The sequence below is a fragment of the Aerococcus urinaeequi genome, from assembly GCF_001543205.1.
Classification (GTDB): domain Bacteria; phylum Bacillota; class Bacilli; order Lactobacillales; family Aerococcaceae; genus Aerococcus; species Aerococcus urinaeequi.
This window is the reverse complement of the sequence record NZ_CP014162.1, coordinates 33,534-56,690: the sequence shown is the minus strand read 5'-3', so window position 1 is coordinate 56,690 and position 23,157 is coordinate 33,534. Positions and strand designations below refer to the sequence as shown.

Genomic DNA, 23,157 nt, shown 5'->3' with positions numbered 1-23,157 from the left:
TTTTCTAAGTGAATTCATGTTAGAATTTCAATATGCGATGAGGCGACACGCACAGCATATTGTAAGTCTGTGCATGTAGTTAAAGAAAGTACACGATGAAAATCACCACGGGAAGTGGGTACTTGGTCAAAAGCTGGTGTGAACAGCTTAGACCCTAGTCTTGGAAAGCGAGGACATTTTTTGTTCTCGCTTTTTTATTTATCTAAAAATGAAAGCTTTTTCATTTCGCTGGAATTGATTTTTAAGTTATAATAAAGAATACAGTAATAATATCAGGGGGATTTAATTAATGCCAAGTAAGAAGTTAGTCATAGTAAGTTTAGATGCTTTTGGAACGGAGGATTTAGCTTATGCCTTAACGCTGCCAAACTTCAAGAAATTCCGTCAAGAAGCAGCGTTAGTAGAGGCAGTTGAATCAGTTTACCCATCCCTAACCTATATGTGTCATACCTCAATTGTGACAGGTCAATACCCCAAAGATCACGGCATTATAAACAACACACTCTTACAACCCAACCGGATTTCTCCTGATTGGCACTGGTATACTCAATATATTAAAACACCAACCTTATTCGATATCGCAAGTGAAAATGGTTTGAGTGTTTCAACAATCCTATGGCCTGTTACCGGTAAAAGTAAATCAATTGATTATAATATTGCAGAAATTTTCGCAAACCGGAAATGGCACTCTCAAGTTGCGGTATCCCTATTAGCATCATCAGCTAAATACCTCATTGAAAAGAATCATAAATTTGGTCATTTACGGTCAGGGATTAAACAACCAGAATTAGACGACTTTGTAACTGCAGTAGCAGTCGATACTATTGAAAATGAACAACCAGATGTGATGGCAATCCACCTTGTTGACCTTGATTCTACACGGCATGGTTTTGGCGTGAAATCACCTGAAGCTAAGGCGGCCATTGAGCGAATGGACGCACATTTAGGCCAATTATTTCATGCGATTGAAACAACGCCTGCCTATAAAGAAGCCCATATCGTCTTATTAGGTGATCACTATCAAATTGATACCCAAGTCGTTATAAGACCGAATCATCTATTTAAAGAAGCTGGATTAATTCAAACAAAAGCACAAAATGAAATTCAAGATTATAAAGTCTATGCAAAAGCGGCGGACGGGTCTTGCTATATCTATGTGAAAGATCATGATGCATTCACAATGGTACAACTTAAAGAAATACTAGCACCTTTAAAACCATACATCGAAACCTTTTATAATCGCGATGAGGCGGTCGCTTTAGGTGCAGACCCTGAATGTTTTGCCTTAATCGAAGCAAGCGAAGGTTATTACTTTGAAAGTGACGTTGAAAGACCAATAATGGAAGATACCAATAAACATATTCCAGGCGTCAAGCTATTAAAAGCGAGTCACGGCTATAGTCCTAAAAAAGAAAAGTATACGACAATGTTTATGGCAAAAGGTCCTAAGATTAGAGTTGGTGAAACTTTAGCCAGTGGGCGTTTGGTAGACGAAGGCCCAACAATGCTAGCCATGTTAGATTTAGCATTTAAAACGCCAGTAGAAGGAAAAGTGTTAGGTCAGATTTTTAAGTAGCAAATAATATTATTTGTTATTAAGTAAGGAGGAAGTCATTTTGTCTAAAGGAAAAGAAGCAAACTCATCAATCCAGGATAGAAGCTTGGTCGATGAAATGTATTATTTTAATATTGGCAATCATTTTGAAGCGTTTAAATTTCTGGGAGCTAAGAAACAAGTTAATAATGACCAAGATGGCTACCAGTTTACTGTATGGGCACCGAATGCGAAGTGTGTTTACTTGGAAGGAGATTTTTCCGATTGGGCAGAACTGCGAATGGATAAGGTCGCTGATACCGGTGCATGGACTATTTTTATGCAAGATGCAAAAGAATGGGACCTTTATAAATTTGTTATTGAAGATTATGATGGCGTTAAACGAGAAAAGCAAGATCCCTTTGCCTTTGCTGGTGAAGTGCCACCAAAGAACGCCTCTGTGATACAAGACATCCCAACTTACGAGTGGCACGATCAAGAATGGATCAAAGAAAGACAGCAATCCAATATGTTTGCTAGTCCGATAAATATTTATGAAGTGCATATGTCATCTTGGAATAGACACGAAGATGGTTCGGCCTATACTTTTGCTGACCTACAAACAGAATTGATTCCTTACGTTAAAAAAATGGGCTATACCCATATTGAATTTATGCCTTTAATGGAGCACCCATTAGAAGCCTCTTGGGGTTATCAAATTTCGGGTTATTTCTCTATTGCTGGTCGTTTTGGTCATGATTTTGGGCCATTAATGTCCTTCGTAGATGCCTGTCATCAGGCAGGGATTGGGGTCATCGTTGACTGGGTACCAGGTCACTTTGTGGTAAATGATGATGCTTTAGCTAACTATGATGGCACAGCAACTTTTGAATACCAAGATCCGAATCGTGCTGAAAACGTACGTTGGGGGACTAAAAACTTCGATTTAGGGCGTAAGCAGGTCCAGTCATTCTTAATTTCTAGTGCTGTATTTTGGCTCGAAACTTTCCATTTTGATGGTATCCGAGTTGATGCAGTTTCAAATATGTTGTATTTGGATTATGACATTGGACCATGGGTGCCGAATAAATACGGACATAACGTTAATCTGGAAGGGCTTGAATTTTTACGGAAACTCAATACAGAAATTCTTTTCAGAGACCCATCTTACTTAATGATTGCTGAAGAATCTACCGCTTGGAGCGGGGTAACGAAACCGGCTAGCCAAGGTGGTCTAGGATTTAACTTTAAATGGAATATGGGATGGATGAATGACACCTTGAAATTCTTCGGGATTGATGCCTTAGGTAGAAGCTCTAACTACAAGTTAATTAATTTTACTTTCATGTACATGCATGATGAGAATTTTGTTTTACCTTTCTCTCACGATGAAGTTGTACACGGTAAGCAGTCTTTACTAGGCAAGATGCCGAATCATAACCGCTATGAGATGTTTGCAAACTTGCGTGTCCTTGAAGGTTACCGACTGCTATATCCTGGTAAAAAATTATCCTTCATGGGTAATGAAATTGGTCAATTCTTGGAATGGCGTTTCTATGAAGGGTTAGAATGGTCATCTCTAGATCGTGAGTTTAACACTGAATTCCAATCTTACGTTGCTGAATTGAACCGGCTTTATAAAGAGACGCCTGCACTTCACGAGCAAGATAACCAAAAAGCTGGTATTACAATTATCGAAGCTGATGATGATCAAGAAACCACCTTATCATTTATACGCCATGGTAAAGCAGCGGATGCCTTGTTGGTATGTGCCTTCAATTTTACACCTGTTGAACGTAGTCACTATCGAATCGGTGTACCGTATGCAGGTACTTATCAAGTGGTCTTAAATAGCGAGATGAAGACATTTGGTGGTAATTGGGTGAGTCAAACCACAAACTTTGAAACAGTGGCGGTCCCACATAAAGGCCAACCACATTCACTAGAAATCAATCTACCATCTCTAGCAGCAATAGCATTTGAACCAGTAAATATCAAACCAACGCCTGAAACAACAAGAAATAAAAACCATTAAAGTGGTTGATCTGTTACTACAGTTTTCGTTGAAATGTCATGCTCCCTCCATATTTGGGTGGGTGCCTTATGAAAAAAGGGGGAAGGGAGTTTATCTCCGCTACTATGTTAAATAATGAAATGATTGCTATGATTCTTGCCGGTGGTAAAGGTACTCGTTTAGGAAAGTTAACAAAAAGTATTGCTAAGCCAGCTGTTCCTTTTGGTGGTAAATATCGAATTATTGATTTTACCTTGAGTAACTGTATGAACTCTGGGATTACAACTGTTGGTGTCGTGACACAATATGAACCGATGATTTTGAATGACCATATTGGGAATGGTGATTCTTGGGACTTAGATACACGCGATGGTGGTGCCTTCGTATTACAACCTTATTCTTCTAGTGATGGAGAAAAATGGTTTAATGGTACGGCAAATGCCATTTATCAAAATGTGTCTTTTATTGATAGTAAAAATCCTGAATATGTATTAATTCTTTCAGGAGACCATATTTATAAAATGGACTATGCACCGATGTTATCAGCGCATAAGGCAAATGGCGCCGATTGTACTGTTGCCGTTAAACCAGTACCTATGAATGAGGCTTCTCGTTTTGGTATCATGAACACCGATGACGAAGGAAAAATCGTTGAGTTTGAAGAAAAACCAGAAAATCCAAAGAGTGATTTAGCTTCAATGGGAATTTACATTTTTACATGGGACAAATTACGTGAATACTTAACGCAAGACCCTGAAGGCATGGAAGACTTTGGTCAAAATGTTATTCCTGCTTATTTAAATAATGATGAGAAACTGTTTGCTTATTCATTCGATGGTTACTGGAAAGACGTAGGTACAATCGACTCATTATGGGAAGCAAATATGGAAGTGCTTGATCAAGAACATCCATTACAAATCCGCGACAAGGGTTGGCCAATTTTCTCAAGAAATACGATAACCACACCACAATTCTTATCAACAGAATCTGTAGTTGAAAATGCCATGATTTGTGATGGTTGTATTATACGTGGCAGTATTAAAAACTCAATCCTTTCTCCAAATGTATTAGTTGGGAAAGATTCGATAATTGCTAACTCAATCATTATGAAGGGATCAAGTATTGGTGAAAATGTCAAAATTGAATACGCGATTTTAGGTGAGGATGCCGTTGTTTCTGATGGGTCTGAAGTCATTGGTACCCCTGATAATATCGCCGTTATTGGTTATGAAGAAGTAGTTGGAGGTAATTAATATGGTTAAAAATAGAGTTACAGCTATCTTAAATTTGAATGAATCGACAACTGATTTAATGCCTTTAACAGACAATAGACCAATTGCCAACTTACCATTCGCTTGTCGTTACCGTATCCTAGACTTCTATTTATCAAGTTTATCGCACGCAGGTGTGCGTTCTGCCGCTTTATTTATGGCTGAAACTGGTCGTTCTGTATATGACCATATCCGTTCAGGTAAGGCCTGGAACTTTGATAATTACACTGGTGGGATTTTTACCTTCTCACAAATGAACCATAAACGTGCTTTATATGAAGCAGCGAGTCGTAAAGGCCCCTTCTATGATGACCATCACTTATTTATTGAACGATCAAATGCAGAGTATGTATTTGTTTCAGGTGCCAAAATAGTAGCCAATGTCCATCTAGATGAAGTGATTGAAAAATTTGATGGTTGCGATGCTGATATCGTTCGTGTTTACGCTGAAGTACCGCGTGAACTTATTGAATACCATCCAAACGAATACATCATTCATTTAGATGATGACCAAAATGTTGAGAGCCTTTCTAAAGAAGGGATTACACCGATTTCTCAAGCAACTATTAATTATGATATGAACATGGCACTGGTTCGAACAGACAAGTTGCTTGAAATGATTGACCGCGCCGAAGAAAATAACTATTACAAAGAGTTAGATGACGTTATCATTGAATACATGGACGACTATAAAACAGTTGGTTATCTTTATGAAGGATACGTCGGTAACGTAGATTCTGTAAAATCTTACTATGATGTCAGCATGCAAATGCTAAACGGTGAATACTTTACCCAACTATTCCAAGGTGATCAACCTATCATTACAAAAGCACATAATGGTTCGCCAACTTATTATGGTAGCCATGCAGATGTCATTAATGCACAAATCGGTACAGGTTGTCAAATTTATGGTGAAGTGGAACATTCTCATATCTTCCGTAACGTGGAAGTGGCACCAAATGCTAAGGTAGAAGATTCTATCATTTTCCAAAGTGCGAAAATTGGTAAGGGTGCAAGTATAAAATATGCTATTTTAGACAAAAAAGTTGAGGTAGAGCCAGGTGCAGTCATCATTGGAACACCGGAAGAACCTGTTGTGATTCCAAAAGGGACCTATGTCGCTGCATCAGACGAGACATTCCAACCCCCAGCTTATAAGTTTAAAAAAGTCAAAGGATTTTAAGTAATAGATAAAAAGACGAGAGAAGGGTGATCATATGAAAGTTTTATTTGTCGCCGCTGAGGGTGCGCCGTTCTTCAAAACGGGTGGGCTTGGTGATGTTGCCTATGCCTTGCCAAAAGAATTGCGCAAACAAGGTGTTGATATCAGAGTGGTATTGCCGTATTACACACAAATGCCTGAAAGATTCAAGGAGCAACTGACTGAAATCACCCATTTTAGAGTTGAATTAGGTTATAAATCAGCCTATGTTGGGGTAAAAACGCTAACACTTGGTGGCGTTCAGTATTACTTTATTGATAATTTAGCGTATTTTGACCGAGACCAATTGTACGGCCAAAATGACGATGGAGAACGGTTTGGATTTTTTGATATCGCAGTGATTGAAATGATGGAAAAAGTGGATTTTATACCAGACATCATTCATGTAAATGACTGGCAAACAGCCATGATTCCTGCCTTATTAGTGGATCGATACCATTGGGTAGATAGCTACCGAAATATCCGCAAGGTATTAACTATCCATAACATTCGTTTCCAAGGTTGGCAAAATGAATCTGTCTTAAAAGATATTTTTAACACCACCTATGCTTTATACCATGAAAATGGGGTTAAAAAGGAAGGCCAAGTAAACTATCTTAAGGGCGGTATTAATTTCTCTGACAAGGTAACAACAGTTAGTCCGAATTATGCACGCGAAATTCAAACACCTGAATTTGGTGAAAAACTAGACAGTGAATTACGTTATAATGCTTGGAAGTTATCAGGCATTATTAATGGGATAGATTATGAACAAAACAATCCAGAGACGGATCCTAATTTAGTTGAAAATTATGATGCATCAACAGTTCAGACGGGTAAAGCAGCCAATAAACGTGCCTTACAGGAACGAGTTGGCCTAAGTGTAGACCCGGATGTTGCTTTACTTGGGGTAGTTACCAGATTGACTGATCAAAAGGGAATGCAGTTGTTACAAGAAAAAGCTGAATATCTACTCACAAATTTCAATATTCAAATTGTTGTGTTGGGTACCGGTGATGAAGCGTTTGAGAACTCATTCCGTTATTTCGAATGGAAGTATCCTGGGGAATTCTGCGCCTATATAGATTTTGATGTCGAATTAGCCCAACAAATTTATGCAGGTTCTGATATGTTCTTGATGCCTAGTGCATTTGAACCGTGTGGCTTATCACAAATGATTGCCATGCGTTACGGTACTTTACCAATTGTCCACGAAACTGGTGGCTTATCAGATACCGTTCAACCATACAATCAATATACTGGTGAAGGTAACGGCTTCTCATTTAACATCTTTACTGGGGATGTTTTCGCTCATATTATCCAATATGCCTTGGATATTTACGAAAACCAACCGGATGTATGGTACCAATTGATTCACCAAGCTATGGCGACAGACTTTAGCTGGACTGAACCGGCTAAGGAGTATATCCGTTTATATGAAGACTTGTTATAATTTCGCAAAATGATTTAAGCTTGCTAGCCAATTATTTTGGCAAATTGAATATTTTTCATTACATAGGATGATTACTGAGGTTGAGACACATAGGTTTCAACCTCTTTTCCTATTGTATAGAGCCTCATTTTTATGATAAGATAGCTCATAATACATTAAAATTGGATTGGAATGAAATGAAAAGATGAAAGTAGTAAAATTTGGAGGTTCATCAGTTGCATCAGCTGAACAACTGGTGAAAGTGAAAGATATTGTAATTGGTGACGCTGACCGTAAAGTGGTGATTGTTTCCGCACCTGGTAAACGGGATAAGGATGACATCAAGGTGACCGATTTGTTAATTGACTTGGCTGCTGAAATCTTGCACGATAGTGAAAATGCATCAGCTACTTTTAATAAAATTGTAGACCGCTTTAGAGATACAGCTGAAGGGTTAGAAATGAATCTAGCCATTATCGATGACATTTCCAACCAATTAAATGAATTAATTAGTTCGGATATCACAGACCAACCAGCTTATTTTGTGGATGCGATTAAAGCCTTTGGTGAAGATGCAAATGCGCAATTAATTGCCGCTTATTTTTCTGGATTAGGTTATGAGGCCTCTTACTTAAATCCTCAAGATGCAGGCTTGTTCTTATCAGATAATCCTGGTCAAGCGCGGGTCTTACCAGAGTCTTACCAAAATTTATACAAATTACGCGAACGTGATGGTATCATCGTCATCCCTGGTTTCTTTGGTTACACGAAAGACGGCAAATTAGTTACATTCTCTCGCGGGGGTTCTGATATTACTGGTGCGATTGTCGCAAACGGTGTCAAAGCTTCAATGTATGAAAACTTTACCGACGTTTCGTCTATTTATGCCGCAAATCCTGGAGTAGTCCATAATCCTGTCGCGATTGAGCAGCTGACATATTCAGAAATGCGTGAATTATCTTACGCTGGATTCTCCGTTTTCCATGATGAAGCTCTGCAACCAGCATTCATCGCTGATATTCCTGTAGCGGTAAAAAATACTAATGAACCACAAGCACCGGGCACTTTGATTACCCGAACACGTCCAAAAAATAAACTAGCGATTTCAGGGATTGCATCAACAAGCGGATTTGCCTCTGTTTACATAAAAAAATATATGATGAATAGAGAGGTTGGCTTCGTTCGTCGCGTCTTATCTGTCCTTGAAAAATATGACGTTTCATTCGAACATATCGTATCTGGTATCGATGATATCGATGTTATTTTTAAAGAAGATGCCTTATCGAAAAAAGAATTCGAAGAAATGGTAGCTGAAATCAAAGCTGAAACAGCAGCGGATTCGATTGAAAAACGCGACAACCTAAGCTTAGTGATGTTAGTAGGGGAAGGTATGATAGAAAATATCGGTAATACTGCCCGAGCAACAAAGGCCTTGTCAGAAGCAGGGATCAACTTGGAAATGATCAACCAAGGTTCATCTGAGATTTCTATTATGTTTGGCATAATTGAAGAAAGAGAAGATGACGCTGTTCGCGCCATTTACAGTGAATTTTTCAACTAAAATTCAATACGTACGAAAAAGGAGTGGCCAGGCCACTCCTTTTCATTTGGATAAAAATCCGAATATTATGAATTAAATAGTAAGAAGTACAAGATAACCACAATACCAAGGACTATACGGTACCAACCGAATACCTTGAAGTCATTAGTTTTAATGTATTTCAAGAACAGTTTAATAGTTAAGACTGAAATGACAAATGCTACAACCATACCAACTAGTAATAGCCAGATTTCTGTACCTGTGAATACGAAACCATCTAAGAAAGCTTTGACCAATTTTAGTGCTGAAGCACCGAACATAATTGGAATACTCATAAAGAATGAGAAGTTGGCTGCTAATGGTCTAGACGTACCAACGATCGTTGCTCCCAAGATGGTTGAACCTGAACGAGATGTACCAGGAACTAGTGACAATACTTGGAACAAACCAATTTTGAAGGCGTCCATATATGTCATTTCCGCCATAGAGTTGATTTTTGCTTGCCGGTTTTTGTTGCGGTTTTCAATCCAGATAAACCAAATACCGTAGACAATTAACATAACTGCAACAACAAACCAATTCATTAAGTTTGCTTCCATCCATGAGTCTAATATTAGACCGGCAATAGCAGCTGGAAGACACCCAACGACTACTTTAAACCAAGTCATCCAAGTTTCCTCTTTTTCTGCTTGGGATTTGCTTGGTGCGAATGGATTTAATTGGTTGAAGTTAATCCATACAACGGCTAAAATTGCACCTAGCTGGATAACGACCAAGAAAATATCCCAAAATTCTCGACGTACATTTAATGTAATGAATTCTTCAAGAAGAATCATGTGTCCAGTTGATGAAATCGGTAACCATTCGGTAATCCCCTCAACGATACCAAATAAAATGACCTTTAATGTATCTAACATTTATCAATTTCCCTTCATTCAAAATAAAATAATTTCTCATTTCAGTATAAATGAAAATAAGAAAGAAAACAAAAAATCATCATAACTTTAAAAAGTCTTTATATTTGAAATCTGTGAAATCGCTTCAGGGATAGGTTGTCATTATTTTTACGAATGTGATATGATTAAAGTAGTCAATAAAATGAATACTTAAGGAGCGAGCGATATGTTTGATTTTTTTAAAAAAGATAAGAAGAAGGAAACTACAAAACAACCGAATAGTTCTCAAGTAGCAGAAACTTTATTTGCTCCTGCAACGGGCGAATTTAAATCTATCGATCAAGTAGATGATCCTGTATTTTCACAAAAAATGATGGGTGACGGTTATGCTGTAGAACCTGAAATAGGTGACGTTTATGCACCAGTTGCAGGTACTGTAATGAGTATTTTTCCAACTAAACACGCTATCTATATCAAAACAGATGATGATGTAGAAGTTTTAGTTCATATGGGTATTGATACTGTTGAATTAGATGGTGCACCATTTAATGTCACGGTAGCTGAGGGAGACCAAGTTAGTGCTGGTACCCAAATCGCCACTGTTGATTTAGACCAATTAGCATCTGCAGGTAAAGGAAAATCAATCGTTGTCGTATTCACTAATTTAGAAGACTTTTCTAACTTACAATTAACTGGATCTGGCCAAGTTAAACATAGTACAGAAGTAGGTTCGGTAACAGCAAACAGCTAGTTTAAATACGAATATTTATTCAAATCAAGGTCGGGGCCTATATGCCTCGGCTTTTTTGTTATCTGAAAAATAGCGAAAGTATTGTGATAGCACTGTTTTCACAAGTCACTCCAAGATTATTAGAAAAATGTTCGTTTTTGAAACGATTACAACGATACGTTAAAATTGTAAAGTGAGAAAAATGATTAAAAATACGAACTATTTTTATAAAATAACTTTACTTTTTCTGATTTATAACGTAATATAATTCTTGTAAGAAACGAACATTAAAAACTTTTAAAAATATAACATTCGTTTATTGGAGGAGTAACATGTCTACAAAATTTAAAAACATCGTTTTATTAGCTGGTTCTGTTTTTGCTTTAGCAGCATGTCAAGGGCAAAATGCTGGAACTGATACATCTAGTGAATCAGATTCTCAAGCAACATCCGAAGCTACTGGTGATTACGCTATTGGTATGATCACAGATGAAGGTGGGGTTGATGACCGTTCATTTAACCAATCAGCTTGGGAAGGTATGCAAGCTTGGTCAGAAGAAACTGGCAATAAAGTACAATATTACGAATCAACAGATTCATCTGATTTCGTACCAAACTTCAATACTGCGATTGCGGATGGTTATGACATCATCTTCGGTATGGGCTTCATGTTAGAAGATACTTTTAATGAAGTAGCACCTGCTAATCCAGACCAACAATTTGCCTTTATTGATGGACAAGTAGACCAACCAAACGTTGTATCAATGACTTTTAAAGACCAAGAATCTGCCTTCCTAGCAGGTATCGCAGCAGCAACAACGTCTGAAACAGGTAAAGTTGGTTTTGTTGGTGGTATGAAAACACCTGGTATCGACCGTTTCGAAACTGGTTTTAGAGCTGGGGTAGCTCATGTAGACGAATCAATTGAAGTAGATGCACAGTATGTTGAATCATTCGGTGATGCTGCAACAGGTCAACAAATTGCCAATGCAATGTATACAAGTGGCGCAGATGTCATCTATACTGCTGCTGGTGGTTCAGGTAATGGTGTTTTCACTGAGGCACGTAACCGTCTTGAAGCAGATAGCGAAGCAAATATCTGGGTAATCGGTGTTGACCGTGACCAAACTGAAGAAGGTGAATGGGCAGGTGGTAACTTTACCTTAACTTCTACAATCAAAGATACTGGTTCTGCTATCGTTGCCATTACTGAGCAAACAATGGATACTGAATTCCCAGGTGGTGAGTTGGTAGAATACGGTTTAGCAGATGAAACAGTTGATATCACAAGAGGGAACCTTGATGATGAAACTTGGGCAACAATTGAAGATGCGAAACAACAAATCATTGATGGTGAAATTGACGTTCCAGAATTCTCTTATTCAGCAGAGTAAGCGGGTATAGAAAAGTACATTGCGTCAGTCAAATTGGCTGACGCTTTTAATTTGGATAGGCGTCTAAGTTAGAAAAGAGGAAGATAGACATGCAAAATGAAAATGTCATTGAAATGCGTGATATTACAAAAATATTTGGTACATACAAAGCCAACGATAATATCAATTTCAATTTAAAAAAAGGTGAAGTTCATGCCTTACTAGGGGAAAACGGGGCCGGAAAATCGACCTTGATGAATATTTTGTCCGGTTTACTAGCACCAACATCTGGCGAGATTTTGGTGAACGGTCAAGCGGCAGTCATCAGTTCACCTGACCATGCCAATAAATTAGGTATCGGTATGGTTCACCAACATTTCATGTTGATTGATAAATTTACAGTAGCCGAAAATATTATGCTTGGTAAAGAATCTACAAAATTTGGTTACCTTGACGAGAAAGCAGCTTATAGAAAAATCAAAGAGTTATCTAGCCAATACCATTTGGCCGTAGATCCAGATGCTTACGTACAGGATATTTCTGTTGGTCAACAACAAAGAGTTGAAATCATTAAGGCGCTCTACCGTGGGGCTGATATTTTAATTTTTGATGAACCAACTGCTGTATTGACCCCTCAAGAAATTGAAGAATTGATGCACATTATGAAAGCTATGACGCTTGAAGGCAAATCCATTATTTTGATTACCCATAAATTAGATGAAATCACCTCAGTTGCTGATCGTTGTACAGTAATTCGTCGCGGTCAAAGTATTGATACGGTTGATGTCGTAAACACCAACAAGCAAGAGTTGGCGGACATGATGGTTGGACGTCATGTGAATTTCAAAGTTGAGAAAAAGCCAGCTGAGACAGGCGAAATTATTTTGCAGGTCAATGATTTAGTGGTCAATGAATCTAGGGGTTTACAGGCAGTGAAATCTGTAGATTTTGAGGTGCGGGCAGGTGAAGTTTTAGGCATTGCTGGAATCGATGGTAACGGACAAACTGAATTAATCCAAGCGATTTCAGGTTTAAGAAAAGTGCTGTCAGGAAAAGTGACTTTAGCTGGTAAAGATGTGACCAACAAGCGTCCACGTAAGATTACAGAAGCTGGATTAGGACATATCCCTGAAGACCGGCAAAAACATGGTTTATTCCTTGAATTATCGATTGCAGAGAATATGGCTATGCAGTCTTATTACCAAAAACCTTTCTCAAAAAATGGGCTCTTAAACCACAATTTCATCAATGACCATGCCAAAATTTTAATCGATGAATTTGACGTGAGAACTGAAAGTGAAGCAACGCTAGCAGGTGCCTTATCTGGTGGTAACCAACAGAAGGTAATTATAGCGCGTGAAATAGACCGAAATCCAGACTTATTAATCGCAGCTCAACCGACTCGTGGGTTAGATGTAGGGGCGATTGAGTTTGTGCACGACAGGTTAGTACAACATAGAGACGCAGGGAAGAGTGTATTGTTAATGAGTTTTGAACTAGACGAAATTATGGGTGTTGCTGACCGCATTGCAGTGATGCATGACGGTAAAATAAATGCCATCGTCGATGCTGACGATACGAATGAAACTGAATTGGGTCTATTAATGGCGGGTGTAAGCTTAGAAGAAGCACGCGTTCAAAGCGCTCTACATCCAGTAGGTCAAGATACAATAGCGGAAGGGGTTGAACCAGTTGAAATCATTTAAGACAAATACGCTTGTTGAAAAATTGGCTATTCCAGTGATTTCTATTTTAAGTGGCTTTATTCTAGGCGCCTTAATCATGTTATTCTTCGGCTACAATCCAATTGCTGCCTACGATGCCATGATCATGACCGTTCTATCTAGCCCATACTTCATTGGTGAAGTCTTAAGACAAGCAACAGTGTTAACGTTAACTGGTTTAGCCTTTAATGTCGCTTACCAATCAGGCTTCTTTAATATTGGTTTATCAGGTCAATTGTTAGCCGGCTGGTTATCATCAGTAGCTTTTGCCTTGGCCTTTCCAGATTTACCACAAATGATTATGGTACCTGCAATCCTCGTTATTGGGACCTTATCTGGTGCCTTATACGCCTCAATTGCTGGTGTTTTGCGTGCCTACTTAGGGACAAATGAAGTTGTTGTGACGATTATGTTGAACTATATCATCTTGTATACGACCAATTACCTTATTCGTGAGGTGCTAGGGTCAGGGAATATGACTGATAAAGTAGGCGAGAATGCTTCCTTAGCTTTAGGTTTTATTTCAACATTAACAGGTGGGTCTCGTTTAAATATGGGGATTTTCATTGCTATCATCATGGTTATTCTATACGGATTTGTGATGAAACATACAACTATGGGCTTTGAATTAAAGGCTGTTGGATTAAATAAAAATGCAGCGGAATATGCAGGTATTCACGTGGAGAAAAATATCGTCTTAGCCATCTTCTTATCTGGTGGTTTGGCTGGTTTAGCGGGCGTCATCCATGGTATCGGCACTTTTGGTAACTTGTATACACTAACATCTCTGCCATCTGAAGGGTTTAACGGAATTGCTGTTGGCTTGCTTGGAATGGGAACGCCAGTCGGGACTTTTCTAGCTTCAATCTTATTCGGTATCTTGAATATTGGGGCTTCATTTATGCCAAACCGTGCCGGTGTACCGGATGAATTGGCGAGTGTTATTACAGCTGCTATCATCTTCTTTATCGGGTCATCTTATATCATTTCATATGCAATAGATAAATTCGGTAAGGGTAAAAATTCGACAGTTAAGGGGGACCGATGATGGACTTTTCTACTATTTTACAATTAATTGTGTCTTCAACATTAATGTACGCAGCACCCCTTATGTTTACTGCAATCGGTGGTGCCTTCTCTGAACGGTCAGGTGTGGTGAACATCGGTTTGGAAGGGATTATGGTGATGGGCGCCTTTGCTTCAGCCGTTTTCAATATCGCCATGTCAGGCACTTTCGGGGCCTTGACGCCTTGGGTTGGTCTTTTAGTAGGTGGACTAGTCGGCTTGATTTATTCAGGAATCCATGCCGTATCATCTATCAACTTCCGCGCCAATCAAACCATTTCCGGTACAGTATTGAACTTAGCGGCTCCCGGATTATCTGTTTTCTTAGTGAGAGCGATTTATGGAGCGGCGCAAACAGGTCCATTAGCGAAACCTTTTGTGACTTATAATATTTTAGGTTTGAATAATATCCCAATTATTGGACCAATTTTCTTCCAAAATACTTCAGGCCCAGCCTATCTAGGTATCCTGTTCGCTGTAATCGCTTGGTTTGTCTTATTTAAAACCCGTTTTGGTTTACGCCTACGTTCAGTCGGCGAGCACCCAGAAGCAGCGGAAACACTTGGTATTAACGTAAACGCAATGAAATATGCTGGCGTTCTGATTTCTGGACTACTTGGCGGTATCGGTGGAGCAGTTCAAGCGCAGGCCGTACAGAATGAATTTTCTGTAATCACCGTAGCAGGACAAGGATTCATGGCCATGGCGGCAATGGTTTTTGGAAAATGGCATCCAGTCGGTGCACTATTTGCTGCAATATTCTTTGGCTTCGCGCAAAGCTTATCGGTAACAGCAAACTATATCCCTATTATTCAAGATGTACCATCAGTTTACTTAGATATTGCGCCTTACATTTTGACGATCATCGTATTAGTTGTATTCATTGGTAAAGCCCAAGCGCCAAAAGCCTTAGGGAAAACCTTTGTTCAATCAAAATAGAAAAAATTATCAAGCATCTATTCAAATTTTAGAATAAACAAAAAGGATTTGGCCGCAGCCAAATCCTTTTTTTATTTATTCCGGTCGTTCTAATACATAAGGTTTTGTGATATCTGTATACAAGTTGCCTGCTAATCTGGCAACAGGGTCTAAGGCCTCGTACAATACGTAGCCTTTTTCCTCGTCATATACAGATTTATCCAAATGATAATCGGTAATTTCAAGGATGAACATATCAGTGATGATACGGTCCTCGCGGTCACGGATGGGTATATACTGGTAGACTTTCACTTCAAGGAGAATTAAAGCATCGGCCACACCTGGTGGGCTCACAGTCTTAGAATTAACCGTTTGAATGTCTGCTAGGGTCAATTCACTGACGTCTGCTGAAACTTTGGCAGCGGTAGCATTCATTTTATCAATGAAAGACTTGCTGACAATATTCACCACACCTTCAGGATGGTCTAATAAATTGCGGGCGGTATCTTTAATTGAAAAATCTTCATTCCGAAGAATAGCCATTGAAATCAAGGGCATCTTTTGCCCAGCACCACTAGTAAAAGAAAAGGGCGCCAAATTGATGACACCCGTTTCCGTGTTTTCACTAGTAATCCAACCAATTGGTCGGGGTACAATGGCACCAGATAGCAATTTATATTGTAGCTTTTCGTCCATTTGACTGGCTGCTAAATGATACATGAATGGTTAAACTCCTTTAAACTGGTGTTACACAAACAATTTCGTTAATGCTTGTATTATCAACGTAGGTTAATAAGCCACTTGCTTGATCACGGGTAAATAATGAAATTTGTGGTTGGAATTGGTGACCAACGATGACAAATGATTCATCTGCATTGAAATTGAAGTCACGCGGGAAATCGCCTTCAGTTGATATGTTTTGAATTTCAGTTAAACTTTGACCATCTGCTGAAACCTCAAAAACAGTAATTGAGTTGTGACCACGGTTTGAAACGTATAAGAACTTGTTGTCACTTGATAAACGAATAGCTGCTGATGAGTTGAATTCAGTCCAATCGCTTGGAATCGTGTCATAACGGTTACCAGCAACTAAAGAACCATCTTCTTGAATGTTTAACACTTCAACTGTGTAGTCCAATTCCCCTAAAAGGTAAACGATTGGTTCTGAATGGTGGAAGGCAAGGTGACGTGGGCCAGTACCAGGCGCTGCTTTGTAGACACTCACTTCAGCTAACTTGTTATCGTCAGTAAGTGTATAAGTGTGAACTTCATCAGTTCCTAAATCACAAGAAAGAATGTATTTGTGGTCATTTGTTGGATGGATAAAGTGGGCATGGGCAAAGTCTTGGTTTTCATGCGGGCCAACTGGTGAAGTATGTTGAATGACATCCGTTACAGTCAATGTACCATCTTCGTTGACTGTAATCACTGCTAACTCACCTTTTTTGTAGTTAGCGTTATAAAGAACATTTGCTTTTTCATCATATGTTAAGTAACAACCATTTTCGTTAAATACTTTCACACGGTCTTTAAAGGCAAATTGACCATCATTATTTTCGTAGTGGGCAACACCAGGCTCATCACCGTCGCTTAAAGTAAATAGGTGTTTGCCGTCTTTAGATAAAGTAATGTAAGTAGGATTGTTTTCTTCAATAATCAATTCACTTGCTTCAAAAGCTTTCTTATCAGCATTTAGCGTTAAGGTATGAATACCCTTATTGTCTTCACGTGTATAACCAGATACATAAATCGTTTCCATAATAAAAATCCCTTCTTTCTTAAGATAATCTCATTATACAAGAAAACGCTCTTATTAACATCAAAAATGGTTATGCTTTGATTGTTTAGGCACATATATAGGAAGAAATATTTGCTATAATAGACGTATGCAGTATAGGAGGGGACGTCATGAACGATAAAATCAATCCAGAAGAAACACCAGCATCGAAAGACCAGACAGCTTTTTCAAAATCCTGGTTTTTCAAATATATTTTAAATAATCGATATACTGGCGCCTTGATAATCGGTATTTTAATTGTCATTTTCGTGAGCTTATTTACCCGAGTATCATACCTTTTAGATCCCGCCGTTTCCTTTATCCAATATGTTTCACTACCTATTGTCGTAGCAGCCATTTTCTACTATTTGACAGTACCTTTAGTGAATCAAATCGAAAAAGGGGGCCTCAACCGAACTTGGGGGTCAGCAATCGTTTTACTACTGATTGCGGTGGTCGTTACAGGCCTTGTCGCTTTGATCCCAACAGTAGCGGATGAAGGGCGTAATTTGATCAATAACTGGGATACTATTTGGACAGACTATCAAAGTCGCTTACAAACCTTGATTCGTGGGGATTGGTACGACCAAGTGAACATGGTGGTCCAATCATCCATGAATAATGTATTAGACCTGTCATCATTTAATTGGGAGAGTATTGCCAATTCAGCAATCACAAGTGTCTCGTCTATCGTAGGGACAGTGACCAGGGTAACAGTAGCTATTTTTACCGCGCCGATTATCTTATTCTACATGTTACGCGACGGCCACAAATTGCCGACATATTTCGCACAATTTCTGCCTATTAAAATTCGTAAGGCGACCTTACACCTATTAAGTGATATGAACTTACAAATTAGCCAATATATCCGTGGGCAAATTATTGTCGCAATCGGGGTGGCCATTATGTTTGTAGTTGGTTACTCCATTGTTGGACTACCTTATGGGGTAATTATTGGAGTTGCTGCAGGTTTCTTAAATGTCATTCCTTATGTAGGGTCATTCATAGCTATGGTGCCAGCCATTATTGTAGCGATTGTAGTTGGGCCAATGATGATTGTAAAAGTCTTGATCGTATTCGCTATTGAGCAGACGATTGAAAGTCGTGTGATTTCACCACAAGTTTTGGGGTCTAATATGGCTATTCACCCGGTCACCATCATGCTTTTATTAATCTCAGCCGGATCAATTTTCGGGGTTGCGGGGGTTGTATTCGTCATTCCAATTTTCGCTGTCATCAAAGTCATGTTTAGCCACTTATTTGCTTGGTATAAAAGGGTTTCCGGCTTATATTTAGAAGAAGAAGGCATCTTAGAAGACGCCATTTCAGAGGATACACCCGGCAAGTAATTTTTATTTGTGTATTGAGATAAAAGGGCGTATAATGCCCTCTTGAAGCAATATTCGCATTGTTTACATTATAAAACATAAAAGGAGGAATTAGATGTGGCGTTTAATTAAACGAATTCCCTTTTGGGCTATGTTCGGGGCAATTGTCTTTGCCTTAACACAGGCCATTGGGGAATTATTATTGCCAACGCAGACCGCTCGCATTATTGACGAGGGTGTTGCGGCAGGAGACATGCAGGCTATCTATAGGATTGGTGGTCAGATGATCTTGATTACCATCTTAGTCATCATTTCTGCAGGGATTTCAGTATATATTTCTGCCCGTACCAGCCAAAACTTGGGTAGAAAATTGCGTAATGAAATTTATACAAAAGTTTTGCAGTTTTCAAAAGAAAATATGGGGACCTATGGTGAGGCCTCATTGATTACGCGTTCTTCAAACGATATTCAACAGGTTGAAGTGACTGTTATGATGATTATGCGTATGGTCTTGCTTTCGCCAGCCATGCTACTAGCAGCTGTCGTGATGGCCGTATTAGCTAGTCCAGAATTGAGTTTAGTTTATGCAGTCTCAGGTCCAGTATTAGCCTTGTTAATTTTTATTATTTTACGCATTGTGTCACCATATTTTAAATCCATGCAAAATAAGGTTGATGATTTGAACCTTATTTTCCGAGAAGGATTAACAGGTGTACGTGTTGTAAGAGCCTTTAACAAATCAGATTTTGAAGTAGCACGATTTGCTGAAGCCAATAAAGATTATGCGGATACAGCGATTAAGGCGATGTTCCGGATGTCTTTTTTAATGCCTATCATGACAACAATTCTATCACTAACAAACATTACTTTATCATGGCGCGGTGCCCATTTAGTGGCCGCTCAAAACCTAAGTGTTGGGGTCATCCTTTCATTCGTGAACTATTCATTCATTATCATGTTCTCATTCATGATGTTAGGGATGATTTTCGTGATCTTACCGCGTGCCCAAGTGTCCGCTCAACGGATCAACGAAATTTTGGATACTGAAATCAGTATTCATTCACCTGAAAACCCAGTATCTATTGACCGTCAAGCACCAGGTGAAGTGACATTCGAAGACGTTGCCTTTAGATTTGGTAACGCAGAGCATAATGTAGTGGACGACATCAACTTCCAAGTGAAACCAGGACAAACCTTAGCCATTATTGGGGGTACTGGTTCTGGGAAAACGACGATTGCCAACTTACTCTTACGTTTTTCAGACGTAACTAAGGGTGCTGTTAAAGTCAACGGTACTGATGTGCGCGACTTATCATTGAATAATTTGCGTGATTTGGTCGGCTATGTACCGCAAAAAGCCAACTTATTCTCAGGGACCATTCGTGAAAACTTGAAGTATGGTAACGGTGACGCTACCGATGAAGAACTTTGGTATGCATTACGCATTGCCCAATCTGAATCATTCGTTCGAGAATTGCCGGATGGTTTAGATGCCCACGTGGCCCAAGGTGGGAATAACTTCTCAGGTGGACAAAAACAAAGACTTTGTATTGCCCGTGCCATCGTCAAACAAGCAAACATTTATCTTTTCGATGACTCATTCTCAGCCTTAGACTACACCACTGACCGTAATTTAAGAGGGGCTTTAAAAGAAGTGACTGAAAATGCGGCAACAATTATTATTGCGCAACGTGTTTCAACTATTCGTGATGCAGATACGATTGTGGTCCTTGATAAGGGTGAAATTTCAGGTATTGGTAGCCATGATGAATTGATGGCAAATGACATCTACCGAGAAATTGTCGAATCACAAATTAAGGGGGCGAACTAATGGCGAATAAAAGAAAAAAACTAGAAGGCCGTCGTCATAAACCCAAAAACTTTTGGTCAACCCTAGGTCGCTTCATCAAATATATGGCTAGTCGGAAATGGACATTCTTATTGATTATTGTACTGATTATCCTAGCAACCACATTCCAAATTGTGTCACCACGTATTTTAGGTCAAGCAACTACTCTGATTACCGATGGGGTAAGTAATGGCTTGCAAAACGTGGATGGACAGCAAATGTACGTCATTGATTATGCTAGGTTAGTAAAAATCTTAACTAAAGTAGTCACTTTCTACTTAATTAGTGCCTTATTTAACTTCTTACAAGGAGCTTTATTAAGCCGTACTGCCCAACGCGTGATTGAAGACTTAAGAAATGATATGCGGGCGAAATTAAACCGTCTGCCGATCTCATTCTTAGATTCAACGCCAAATGGTGAAATCATGTCACGTGCCATTAATGATGTTGAAGCGATTGCTATGTCACTACAACAAACCTTGCAACAGGTCTTGATGTCTAGTACGCAATTTGTCCTAACTATCGTGATGATGACCTTAATCAGTTCAAAAATGACCTTAATTGCAGCAGGAACTATTTTATTATCTACAATTGTTATGCTGTCTATTACACCGGTATTGCAAAGACTATTCGCCACCCAACAAAGGGTGCAAGGGAATATGATGCCTATATCGAAGAAAACTATTCTGGTCAAATTGAAAATAATGCTTTCAACCAAATTGAAGGTAAAATTGCTCAGTTTGAAGAGAAATCAGCAGAATACTATGCGGTTTCTTGGAAAGCCCAATTCATTTCGGGTATCTTAATGCCGTTGATGAACTTGGCGAAAAACTTTGGTTACGTAGCGGTAGCTATCGTCGGTGGTTTCTCAGTGGCTAACGGTACTATGGTAATTGGTGACGTTCAAGCCATGCTACAATACGCAGGGATCCTATCAGAGCCCCTAAAACAAACGGCTAACATGATAAACCAATTACAACGTATGGTAGCGTCTATCGAACGTATTTTTGAATTCCTTGACGTTGAAGAAATGGAAGAAGTTACTTCTGGTCAACCAGCTATTGAAACAGACTATAAGATGATTTTCGACCACGTCCAATTTGGTTATCAACCAGGCGAAGAGAACCTACTAATGACTGACTTCAACCTAACCGTTGAACCAGGTCAAATGGTGGCAATTGTAGGACCTACAGGGGCCGGCAAATCAACCATAATTAACTTGATCGAACGGTTCTATAATATTTCTGGTGGGTCTATTAAATATGACGGTGTAGATACAAGAGATATTGACCAAGAAGAATTACGTTCACGAATGGGTATGGTATTGCAAGATACTTGGCTATTTAATGGGTCTATTGCAGACAACATTGCTTACGGGTCAAACAATCCAAATGTGACCCGTGATGAAGTGATTCGTGCCGCAAAAGCTGCCCATGTAGATGACTTTGTACGGACCTTGCCAGATGGATATGACACCATTATCAACCAAGATGGTTCTAATATTTCCCAAGGTCAACGTCAATTAGTGACGATTGCTCGGGCCTTTATGTCTGATCCAGAGATTTTAATCTTGGATGAAGCGACATCGTCAATTGATACGCGTACAGAAAAACTCATTCAAAAAGCCATGAATCAATTACTTGAAGGAAGGACTTCATTTGTTGTTGCCCACCGTTTATCAACCATTCAAGATGCAGATAACATTATTGTATTGAACCATGGTGACGTCATTGAAACAGGTAACCACGAGGAATTACTAGCTCAAGAAGGATTCTACTACAATCTTTATAATTCACAATTTGTGAAAGGTGAATTTGAATAAGCACGTATGTACAACAAAAAAGCGAGTCGTTTTAATCTAAACGGCTCGCTTTTTGAGTACATCTTATTGAAATGTCACGATACTTTTGTGGGTACTAATTGTTGGTGTGTAGGCTTTTGATAATTGAAGGCAAAGTCATCATCTAAAATCCATTTAGCAATATCTCCTTCTGGAATCAAAAGAGGCATCCGGTTGTGGATAGGACTAACAACTTCATCAGGCTCCGTAGTGATGATAATAGACTCAGCTTGTTTTTGCCCAGTCTTTTTGTCAGGATAAATCCGGTAAAAACCACCCGCATAAATGACCCGACCAGAATCCGAAAAGGTATAAGCTTCCTTATCTTCAGAAAATTCAAAGAAGGCTGACATAGGGAAAACAATCCGTTGACCTTCAAATGGCCCTCTAAAAGTCTTCTTCTCGCGGAGGGTTTCAACCCGGGCGTTAATCATCAATTGACTGGGGGTGAAACCTGTAAATCCCCAACGCGTAATGCCAGAAACGATTTTCCCGTCAGGATTAGCGCCAAGCGTCACTACCTGATTAGAAGGAAAGATCGTCCCATCCCTTAAGTCAGATACATCAACGCCCCGATTGTTAATTTCTTCGTAATAGTCGAAGAGGATTTGGTCATTTTTATCATATAAATAGCGACCACACATAACATAGCTCCATTTCTTTTA

17 protein-coding genes and 1 pseudogene are annotated in these 23,157 nt (G+C 39.1%); 14 read left to right on the top strand and 4 right to left on the bottom strand.

The window, feature by feature from the left end; genetic code table 11:
- Positions 1 to 289: 289 nt before the first annotated feature.
- From AWM74_RS00240 to AWM74_RS00215, 6 genes are all read left to right on the top strand, one after another.
- On the top strand, positions 290 to 1,576 hold the full coding sequence (locus AWM74_RS00240; RefSeq protein WP_026466122.1) for an alkaline phosphatase family protein: 1,287 nt from the start codon (positions 290 to 292) through the stop codon (positions 1,574 to 1,576).
- Positions 1,577 to 1,673: 97 nt separating this feature from the next.
- Entirely contained in the window at positions 1,674 to 3,569 is a 1,896-nt protein-coding gene (gene glgB, locus AWM74_RS00235; protein ID WP_051218308.1) for a 1,4-alpha-glucan branching protein GlgB, read from the top strand.
- Between the two features lie 104 nt (positions 3,570 to 3,673).
- Positions 3,674 to 4,801: a glucose-1-phosphate adenylyltransferase gene (locus tag AWM74_RS00230; protein WP_026466120.1), complete on the top strand. Its 1,128-nt coding sequence runs from the start codon at positions 3,674 to 3,676 to the stop codon at positions 4,799 to 4,801.
- A gap of 1 nt (position 4,802) precedes the next feature.
- Entirely contained in the window at positions 4,803 to 6,002 is a 1,200-nt protein-coding gene (gene glgD / locus AWM74_RS00225; RefSeq protein WP_026466119.1) for a glucose-1-phosphate adenylyltransferase subunit GlgD, read from the top strand.
- A gap of 34 nt (positions 6,003 to 6,036) precedes the next feature.
- Complete coding sequence (gene glgA, locus AWM74_RS00220) at positions 6,037 to 7,473, top strand: glycogen synthase GlgA (protein ID WP_026466118.1); 1,437 nt, start codon at positions 6,037 to 6,039, stop codon at positions 7,471 to 7,473.
- A gap of 184 nt (positions 7,474 to 7,657) precedes the next feature.
- Positions 7,658 to 9,013 carry an aspartate kinase gene (locus AWM74_RS00215; RefSeq protein WP_026466117.1) on the top strand — a complete coding sequence of 452 codons (1,356 nt, stop codon included), beginning with the start codon at positions 7,658 to 7,660 and terminating at the stop codon, positions 9,011 to 9,013.
- Between the two features lie 65 nt (positions 9,014 to 9,078).
- Here the strand turns inward: AWM74_RS00215 and AWM74_RS00210 are convergent, their stop codons facing one another.
- Complete coding sequence (locus AWM74_RS00210) at positions 9,079 to 9,909, bottom strand: undecaprenyl-diphosphate phosphatase (RefSeq protein ID WP_026466116.1); 831 nt, start codon at positions 9,907 to 9,909, stop codon at positions 9,079 to 9,081.
- A gap of 205 nt (positions 9,910 to 10,114) precedes the next feature.
- Between AWM74_RS00210 and AWM74_RS00205 the strand changes: the two genes are divergently transcribed.
- The 5 genes from AWM74_RS00205 to AWM74_RS00185 all read left to right on the top strand — a co-directional run bounded on the left by AWM74_RS00205 (position 10,115) and on the right by AWM74_RS00185 (position 15,719).
- Entirely contained in the window at positions 10,115 to 10,639 is a 525-nt protein-coding gene (locus AWM74_RS00205; protein WP_026466115.1) for a PTS sugar transporter subunit IIA, read from the top strand.
- Positions 10,640 to 10,950: 311 nt separating this feature from the next.
- A complete protein-coding gene (locus tag AWM74_RS00200) occupies positions 10,951 to 12,012 on the top strand; it encodes a BMP family lipoprotein (protein ID WP_026466114.1) in 1,062 nt (353 codons plus the stop codon).
- A gap of 89 nt (positions 12,013 to 12,101) precedes the next feature.
- Complete coding sequence (locus tag AWM74_RS00195) at positions 12,102 to 13,697, top strand: ABC transporter ATP-binding protein (RefSeq protein WP_026466113.1); 1,596 nt, start codon at positions 12,102 to 12,104, stop codon at positions 13,695 to 13,697.
- On the top strand, positions 13,684 to 14,763 hold the full coding sequence (locus AWM74_RS00190; protein WP_026466112.1) for an ABC transporter permease: 1,080 nt from the start codon (positions 13,684 to 13,686) through the stop codon (positions 14,761 to 14,763). The genes AWM74_RS00195 and AWM74_RS00190 overlap by 14 nt, the downstream gene beginning before the upstream one ends.
- Positions 14,763 to 15,719: an ABC transporter permease gene (locus AWM74_RS00185; RefSeq protein WP_026466111.1), complete on the top strand. Its 957-nt coding sequence runs from the start codon at positions 14,763 to 14,765 to the stop codon at positions 15,717 to 15,719. Before AWM74_RS00190 ends, AWM74_RS00185 begins: the two co-directional genes overlap by 1 nt.
- A 75-nt stretch (positions 15,720 to 15,794) precedes the next feature.
- On the opposite strand, the gene AWM74_RS00180 is transcribed toward AWM74_RS00185, so the two are convergent.
- Together AWM74_RS00180 and AWM74_RS00175 are read right to left on the bottom strand one after the other, a co-directional pair.
- Positions 15,795 to 16,418: a flavin reductase family protein gene (locus AWM74_RS00180; protein WP_026466110.1), complete on the bottom strand. Its 624-nt coding sequence runs from the start codon at positions 16,416 to 16,418 to the stop codon at positions 15,795 to 15,797.
- Between the two features lie 16 nt (positions 16,419 to 16,434).
- Positions 16,435 to 17,457 carry a lactonase family protein gene (locus tag AWM74_RS00175; protein WP_051218247.1) on the bottom strand — a complete coding sequence of 341 codons (1,023 nt, stop codon included), beginning with the start codon at positions 17,455 to 17,457 and terminating at the stop codon, positions 16,435 to 16,437.
- 149 nt (positions 17,458 to 17,606) lie between these two features.
- Here AWM74_RS00175 and AWM74_RS00170 point away from each other — a divergent pair, with 149 nt between their 5' ends.
- From AWM74_RS00170 to AWM74_RS09595, 3 genes and pseudogenes are all read left to right on the top strand, one after another.
- Positions 17,607 to 18,824, top strand: a complete 1,218-nt coding sequence (locus tag AWM74_RS00170; RefSeq protein WP_034258198.1) for an AI-2E family transporter — start codon at positions 17,607 to 17,609, stop codon at positions 18,822 to 18,824.
- Positions 18,825 to 18,918: 94 nt separating this feature from the next.
- Positions 18,919 to 20,634: an ABC transporter ATP-binding protein gene (locus tag AWM74_RS00165; RefSeq protein WP_026466107.1), complete on the top strand. Its 1,716-nt coding sequence runs from the start codon at positions 18,919 to 18,921 to the stop codon at positions 20,632 to 20,634.
- A pseudogene (locus AWM74_RS09595) lies at positions 20,634 to 22,474 on the top strand (ABC transporter ATP-binding protein). The gene AWM74_RS00165 and the pseudogene AWM74_RS09595 overlap by 1 nt, the downstream one beginning before the upstream one ends.
- Positions 22,475 to 22,548: 74 nt before the next feature.
- Here the strand turns inward: AWM74_RS09595 and AWM74_RS00155 are convergent.
- Positions 22,549 to 23,136 carry an SOS response-associated peptidase family protein gene (locus AWM74_RS00155; RefSeq protein ID WP_026466106.1) on the bottom strand — a complete coding sequence of 196 codons (588 nt, stop codon included), beginning with the start codon at positions 23,134 to 23,136 and terminating at the stop codon, positions 22,549 to 22,551.
- Between the last annotated feature and the right edge of the window lie 21 nt (positions 23,137 to 23,157).